Annotated in this window: 9 protein-coding genes; all 9 read left to right on the top strand. The window is 43.9% G+C overall.

The features are described 5' to 3' along the window. Nucleotides 1-405 precede the first annotated feature (405 nt). On the top strand, nucleotides 406-1410 hold the full coding sequence (locus tag C6H04_RS06850) for a DNA adenine methylase (protein ID WP_104732725.1): 1005 nt from the start codon (nucleotides 406-408) through the stop codon (nucleotides 1408-1410). A 221-nt stretch (nucleotides 1411-1631) separates the two neighbouring features. After that, nucleotides 1632-1937 (top strand): hypothetical protein, encoded by a 306-nt coding sequence (locus tag C6H04_RS08200; protein WP_104695270.1) that lies wholly within the window; start codon nucleotides 1632-1634, stop codon nucleotides 1935-1937. Between the two features lie 10 nt (nucleotides 1938-1947). Further along, complete coding sequence (locus C6H04_RS06840; protein ID WP_104732724.1) at nucleotides 1948-2670, top strand: hypothetical protein; 723 nt, start codon at nucleotides 1948-1950, stop codon at nucleotides 2668-2670. After that, on the top strand, nucleotides 2671-2850 hold the full coding sequence (locus tag C6H04_RS06835; protein WP_104732723.1) for a hypothetical protein: 180 nt from the start codon (nucleotides 2671-2673) through the stop codon (nucleotides 2848-2850). A gap of 18 nt (nucleotides 2851-2868) precedes the next feature. Further along, nucleotides 2869-3111, top strand: a complete 243-nt coding sequence (locus C6H04_RS06830; protein WP_104732722.1) for a hypothetical protein — start codon at nucleotides 2869-2871, stop codon at nucleotides 3109-3111. A 164-nt stretch (nucleotides 3112-3275) separates the two neighbouring features. After that, nucleotides 3276-3575 carry a hypothetical protein gene (locus C6H04_RS06825; protein WP_104732721.1) on the top strand — a complete coding sequence of 100 codons (300 nt, stop codon included), beginning with the start codon at nucleotides 3276-3278 and terminating at the stop codon, nucleotides 3573-3575. Between the two features lie 95 nt (nucleotides 3576-3670). Further along, the gene (locus tag C6H04_RS06820) at nucleotides 3671-4195 is read left to right on the top strand and encodes a hypothetical protein (protein WP_158653829.1); all 525 of its coding nucleotides are present in this window, start codon (nucleotides 3671-3673) and stop codon (nucleotides 4193-4195) included. Between the two features lie 246 nt (nucleotides 4196-4441). Then, on the top strand, nucleotides 4442-4717 hold the full coding sequence (locus C6H04_RS06815; protein WP_104732719.1) for a hypothetical protein: 276 nt from the start codon (nucleotides 4442-4444) through the stop codon (nucleotides 4715-4717). Further along, a partial coding sequence (locus C6H04_RS06810; RefSeq protein ID WP_104732718.1) for an ATP-binding protein occupies nucleotides 4714-7100 on the top strand: 2387 nt, incomplete at its 3' end. The genes C6H04_RS06815 and C6H04_RS06810, both read left to right, overlap by 4 nt.

Below are 7100 nucleotides of genomic sequence, written 5' to 3'. Positions count from 1 at the left end.
TAAGCTAGGGGAGTTGTTAACTTGGACGATGTGGTGAAGCAGGCGCGTTGTAAGGTGGTTGTAAAAGTGTATAGTAAGGAGAATATGGAGTCTCTGGTGCATAGCAGAGAGTGGGTGCAGGTTATTTTCAGGTGTCCTACAGGTATATATAGTCATGCATCTTTAAGTAGCAATCCTTTAAACTTTAGGGTGCTTAGTTTTACCCATCATCCTGCAAGTAAAATTTACCCTGTACATGGTTTTTGGGTTGAGATGGGTGACGTTGCCATTTGTTTCAGCTTTGTTAGCTTGCCGTGTGGCGTTGAATGCTAGGCGATGCAGCCAGCCTACCACGGAATGCCCTACAATCTATGTTGTAATGTCCATAATATCAGATCTGCTTGCGAGCGGGAGTGACTGCCCTGCGTGAATTACATAGGTTCTAAGCGCAAGCTCTCTAATTTTTTATTTAGCAATATCCAAGAGGTGTTGCAAACTTGCGGGGTTGCTCTATCTGATTGTATCTTTACCGACCTTTTTTCCGGCACAGCGGCGGTGGGACGGCTGTTTAAAAACCATGTTAAGCAGGTTATCAGCAATGACAAGGAGTTTTATAGCTTTGCATTGGCCAAACACTACATTGAAAACACCCAGCCCCTAGGGCGCGCGCAAGCCCTCGTTGCTGAGTTAAATCATCTGCCCCTTATTCAAGGCAAAATTTACCAACACTACGCCTTAGGAGGTGGGGAAGGGCGGCAGTATTTTAGCGATTACAATGCCATGAAAATTGATGCCATGCGCACCCAAATTGTTCAGTGGCAAGCAGAGCATGCCATTAATGAGGCCGAGTATTACTTTTTGCTCACTTCACTTTTAGAGGCTAGTGATAAAGTGGCTAATACCGCCTCTGTCTATGGGGCGTTTTTAAAGTACCTCAAAAAAAGCGCACGACAGGAACTCTGTTTGACCCCTGCTCCCCTAGAGTTGAGCTCCAACCCTCATTATGCCTACAACGCAGACGCTGAAGAGATTATCAAGTGCCTACACACCGACATTTTATACTTAGACCCACCTTATAACCAGCGCGAATACGGGGCTAATTATCATCTGCTAAATAGTATTGCCCTTTATGACGACTTTACTCCGCAGGGCAAGACGGGGTTAAGAAGTTATGAAAAATCTACCTGGTGCAAAAAACACCTTGTTTACCAGAGCTTAGAGCATGTGATAAAAAATACTGATGCCCGCTTTATTTTCTTAAGCTACAACGATGAGGGTTTATTAAGCTTGGAGGAAATCGCCCATCTCTTTGGCCGATGCGGTTGCTATCGCATTTTAAGTCAAGATTACACCCGCTTCAAGGCCGATTCCAAACGCATGCACACTAAAGAGAGCACGATTGAGTATTTGCATGTATTGGTGAAGGATTAATTTTAAACTAACACTAACCACTTTAGAACAAGATTTACTCAACCTGCAAGAGGCAGACAGACAAAAACAAACAGAGTTAAAGCGCACGCAAGAAGCCTTAAAGCAAGCCCACTCAGATTAGATAGACACAAAGTCAAAGCTTGCGAATTGTTTTTAACTTTGCCTATAAGTGTGAAACAAGGCTTATCTAATCTCTTTAAAGAGGGCGATCTACTTGCTTTTTGTCCGCCGGTATTCAGGGTAAAAATATCGACATCATTTGGGATTACACCAACAATGCACTTAAAAGCGACACAGAGGGCGCGCAAACCCTCATAGAAATCTTTTACGCCCTCTTTGCCTACTACGAACAAGCCACCCTCTACCAACTAGACCCCTTAGAAGTCGGGCAAACTTACGACCCCACCAAGCACCAACGCCACCGCTCTAGCACCAATGCGAGCGGCAAAATTACCCAAGTGTTGTTGCGGGGCTTTAAACACGCTAGAACCGGTGAAGTCAAACGCCAATCTGTCATCAAACTTTAAAGAGGATGCTATGGAACGCACTAAGACCATCAAGGGCATTTATCTCACTCAAGAACATCTAGAGACAGAGATGAACGCAAGTTGGAAAGAGTTTGAGAACAACGATAACCTTTCAAACCCTAAGCATTCTTTTACTAAGCATGTTAATGCTTGTTTTGAGATTTTTAAACAAAGTGTGGAGAACCAAGAGGTGGTAAGCCTCGATGAAACCACCTTTTATTTGCCTAAAGCACAAGTTTTTGGGTTTGTCTATAGACCCACTGAATTTAGGTGGGCTGATAGATATTGGGAGCGTCATTATCGTGAGGATCGTTACTTTATTCCAACCCCCTTACATGCACTCATGGTTGGACATGCAGATGGTGCCTATCATGATGTGAAATTTAACCAAAATCAAGCAGAGTGTGCCATTAAAAGTATTTATCCTAAACTCCCCATTTTAAGACACAAAGACACCATGCAAAAATTAACAAATGTCATCCGAATCCACCGTAATGATTTAAAAGTTTTGGATGATTCTTGTAGCGGTCATATGAAAGAAGATTGGGATTACTACTGGTATCTTGGAACAAACAACACACTGGAATACAAATATCTACATCTACCCCATGATTCTTACTTTTGGCACTTAGACCTTGTGCCTGTTCCCCACTCTCTTAAAAAAATCTTTAAGTGGCTATACACCGCGTCCCAATCTAGGGTGAGTGCCCACTATTTACAAGCGCAATGGTAGTTGAAAGAATTGAAAAAAAGCCTAGCAGATCAGGTCAAAAAATCCGAAGACATGCAGGACTACATCGCTAGTGACTATTATGGCTTTAGCAGACTCCCCACAGATCAAAAAAACCTACTAAAAAGCATGCTTGAAGCCTATCTCAAAAACAAAGAGCAGGATACAGAGCGAGCTGTGTAACAAGCCTACCAACAAGCCATGCCAAGCATTGTGATCCAATTCCCCACCTCCCTAACTAATAGCAGAGATTATGCCATTTTAAAGGCGTTTGAGTGGAATGCTGGGATACAAGAATGGGTGCTCAAACATGCCCAAAATATCACCGCCAATCTCGCAGCTCCAGAGAACTATTTTGACAATCTCACCAAGGCTGATTTTGAGCGTGCAGCCATCAAAGCCTACGATCCTAAAATTCTCACCGATGCTAACCGCGGGTTGTAGGAGCTTTGGAAACAGGGGGCGAACAAAGGGGGTGTTTTTGCCCTTTAAAACCCCTGCCATCGCTAGAAACCCCAAAGCCGACTCAAAAACGGGCTGGTGGTGATTGATTTTGGCACGGCTAGCACGGTGGTGGTTACCAAGAAGAGAGTGCACAGATTCACCCCATGCGTATAGGAGCGACAAATCTTTCTGAAGTTAAGAAAAGCGATTATGAAAATCCCACTATCATTAGTTTTGAAAACCTGACACACTTTTTGCAACACTACAAAGCCCAAGCGGGTCGCCCTAAGACAAAATGGAATGATGTCAAAATTTCACATGCCGCTAATGACGATATGGGGCAAGCCAAATCTAGCGAGTATAACTCTTACTTGAAAAACTCAAACAATGGGCTGGCAACAAACACCAAAAATTCCAAATTACGGACAAGCAAGGGGCGCATTTTGAACTCAAGGGCAGTTTAGACTTAAGGGGAGATGACCTTAACTCCATTGAGCTTTATGCCTACTATTTAGGGCTCTACATCAATAACCAACACCATGGGATTTTTCTAAATTACTTGCTCTCTTTCCTGGTAACTTACGAGCTAGAAGTGCGTCAAATGATCTTGGAGAGTTTTAAAAAGGGCTTGGCTAAATCGTTACCAAATAGTCTACATGCGCAGGGTGTGGTAGAGCAACTTAAGGTCGAAGAGGGGGCAGCAAGTGAGCCAGCGGCTTATGCGATCATGGCTTTAGAGGGCTATGGCTTTGAGCCTAGCGCAGATGAGCGGGTTTATTATGGGGTCTTTGACTTTGGGGGGACCACAGATTTTGACTTTGGACTCTTTAAAGAAGCCCCTGAATCGAGCCGTTATGACTATATCTTAGAACACTTTGGCGCAGGAGGCGATCGCTATTTGGGCGGAGAGAATCTATTAGAATTAGCGAGTTTTGAGGTCTTTAAGAAAAATAAAGATCAGTTGTTACAAAAACACTTTCCTTTTAAAAAACCCGCAGAGGGCGCGCCCTTCCCGGGGAGCGAAATTTTACTCAGCCAATCCCAAGAGGCACGGGCTAACACTGAAGAACTGATAAAAAGTTAAGACCTCTTTGGAAGGGCGGAGAGTTTAAAGACGAGGGTGTGCTAAAACTCAATCTTGTTGATAGTGGAGGCAACCCGAAAGCAGGTGAGAGCTTAGATTTTAACGCCCAAGAAATCTTAGCCCTCTTTAAAGCGCGCATAAAAGAGGAGTAGAAAATTTCTTTGGAGAGTTTGTGCATGCCACTAACGCCTACTTTAGCTCTAAGAGCGATAGTGCTAGGGACATTAAGGCGTTTCACATTTTTTAGTGGCGCGCAACCAGCACTATAATCAACGGGTAAAATTCATCGATGCCTCTGAAAGCCACTTTGAAGTCTATTACACCGCCCAAGAGAGCACACATACCCTAAGCCTGACCGACCCCACCATTAAGAAAAAGACCCTAGAAACAGGTGTAGATAACCCCGATGCCTTTATTTTTATACGCTTGGTAAGCCCTAATGCCTTTGAATTTGTCGTAGCAACTCAAGAGGGGATTACCAACGAAACATATCTTAAACGACCCAAAAGGATAGAACTATGAGTAACATCAACACCACAGATTACCAAACCCTCATTAGAGGTTATTACGATCAAGGCAGAGTGCTAACCCTAGAAACTCAAGCACACTTAGAAGCGCGCGATATTCACCTTTACCACATCCAAGAACTCACCTTTGAAAAGGACAGCCCTCGCAGGGAAGCCTTTGAAAATGTGATCAGCATGGCACGCATGGAGGGAGCATTGCTGGTGTATTTGATTCTAGGCGATACTAATGGGGTGTCTTTCTTTGTAGGGATGGTTAAGGATAAGAGTTATCAAGGTAACCTAGAATTAGATATTGATGACTTAGCCACAAGAGTACTCAAACCCAGCATTGAGGGCAATTTTAGGGGCTCTAAGGTGATCAAGGTAGAAAAGGAGCATAAAAATATCTTACTAGATCAAGTCCGCAACATGAAGAGATTTGCGCGCATGGACGGCGTGCCTAGCCTTTATAAAGACAAAGAAAATTTTCAAGGAATCGATCGCCTCATTGATATTATGAGCGGAGATGTCTTTGCTCTGCTGATTTTAGCCAAGCCCTTTAGCAAGGCTTACACTAACCAACTAGAATCCGAGTTATTTAAATTTTACAACGATCTAGCCCCCATGGCCAAACAATCCATCCAAAAAAACGAGGGGAGTAGCACTAGCGAAAATTATTCAGAAAATAAGGGAAATTCTATAGCGGAAGGGGTTAATGGCTCATGGTCAGAGGCAGATGCCAAAAACGAGGGTTGGAGCAAACAGACAGGCACGCAAACTAACAATTCAGAGGGCAATAACAATTACAGCACTAACGATAGTGCCAATGGAGGCAGTTCTCACACCAAGACAAAAACGCAGGGCACTTCCACCACCAACACCACCAACAAAAGCGAAACTAAGGGCAATAGCACCACCACCAACACTAGCGAGACTTTAAGTATCGATCATACCAATAAGACAGCCAGCGAGTGGATGAAATACCTCGATGAAGTGCTTTTAAAACGGCTCAATTTTGGGCGTAGCAAAGGTTTATTTCATACCTGCATTTATTTAGCCGCTATGCAAAAGGGGAATTTAAGCAAGTTAGGCGGAGCGATTAGGGCGATCTTTTCAGGAGATGAGAATAACCAAGCCCCCTTACAAATGCAATTTTTAGAGGAGAGTAGCGATGCCTGCGAAATTGAAGGCTTAAAAAACTTTCAAATTTCTCAAATTTCTCTCCCTCAACAAGGCAAGCATGCGCAGGCTTTGCGCCTCTTGTTTTCAAGGGATTTAGCCACCCAATCTAGCTGGCTCTCCACCAGTGAGCTAGGCGTGATTGCTACCTTACCTAAAAAAGAAGTAGTAGGCTTGCCCCTGCGCGAAGAAGTGGAATTTGGCTTAAACACTAAAAAGGGGATTGCTAGTGGGGCGCATTTAAACTTAGGGCAGATGGTGCAAAGTGGGAAACTCTTAGAGCAATCCGTGCATTTGCAAAAATCTTGGCTAGACAAACATATTTTTGTGGCTGGGGTTACAGGCTCGGGTAAGACCACCACTTGTCAAAGCTTGCTTAAGAGTGCTGGTATGCCCTTTTTGGTGATCGAGCCAGCCAAGACAGAGTATCGCGCCTTGCTAGAAGATAGTGAGTTTCAGCAGAATTTATTAGTCTTCACTTTGGGCAACTCCAAGCTAGCCCCCTTTAGACTCAACCCCTTTGAGTTCTTTCCCCATGAGAATATCACCTCTAGGGTGGGGATGATTAAAGCCAATATTGAAGCCGCCTTTGACATGGAAGCCGCCATCCCCCAAATCATAGAAGCCGCGCTCTATGAATGCTATAAAGACTATGGCTGGGATATTAACACCAGCACCAATACGCGCTTTACAAACCCCTTTGATCAGGGGGTCTTTGCCTTCCCCACTCTAAGCGATCTCTACCATAAAACCACCAAGATCGTAGAGCAACAGGGCTTTGATCAACGCCTCAAAGACGATTACATCGGCTCGATCAACGCTAGATTACAAGGGCTTTTAGTGGGCTCTAAAGCCATCTTGCTCAATAACGATCGCGGGCTTAACTTTGTGGATTTGCTCGAAAAAAATGTCATCCTAGAGTTGGAGGAAATCAAAAACGGGGGGGAAAAATCGTTGATCATGGGCTTTATTTTGATCCAAATCAACGAGGCATTAAAAATCAAGCACCAAGAATATAAAGATAAGGGGAAGGATTTTAAACACATCACCCTCATCGAGGAGGCGCACCGCTTACTAAGCAAGGTAGATTACACAGATAGCCCCAATAAAAAACTAGGGGTGGAGAGTTTTAGCGACATGCTCGCAGAAGTGCGCAAATATGGGGAGAGTTTGATTATCGTCGATCAAATCCCCAATAAGCTCACCTCAGAGGTGCTTAA

Origin of the sequence: Helicobacter salomonis (assembly GCF_900197775.1) — a bacterium.
In the GTDB taxonomy this organism is placed as follows: Bacteria; Campylobacterota; Campylobacteria; order Campylobacterales; family Helicobacteraceae; genus Helicobacter; species Helicobacter salomonis.
The sequence above is the reverse complement of the archived record's forward strand: the minus strand, read 5'-3'. Positions and strand labels throughout refer to the sequence as shown.

Bases quoted from the DNA above. Each gene is read 5' to 3' on its own strand.
- C6H04_RS06840 (WP_104732724.1), top strand. From the start codon at position 1,948: ATGGAACGCACTAAGACCATCAAGGGCATTTATCTCACTCAAGAACAT.
- C6H04_RS06830 (WP_104732722.1), top strand. From the start codon at position 2,869: ATGCCAAGCATTGTGATCCAATTCCCCACCTCCCTAACTAATAGCAGA.
- C6H04_RS06825 (WP_104732721.1), top strand. From the start codon at position 3,276: ATGCGTATAGGAGCGACAAATCTTTCTGAAGTTAAGAAAAGCGATTAT.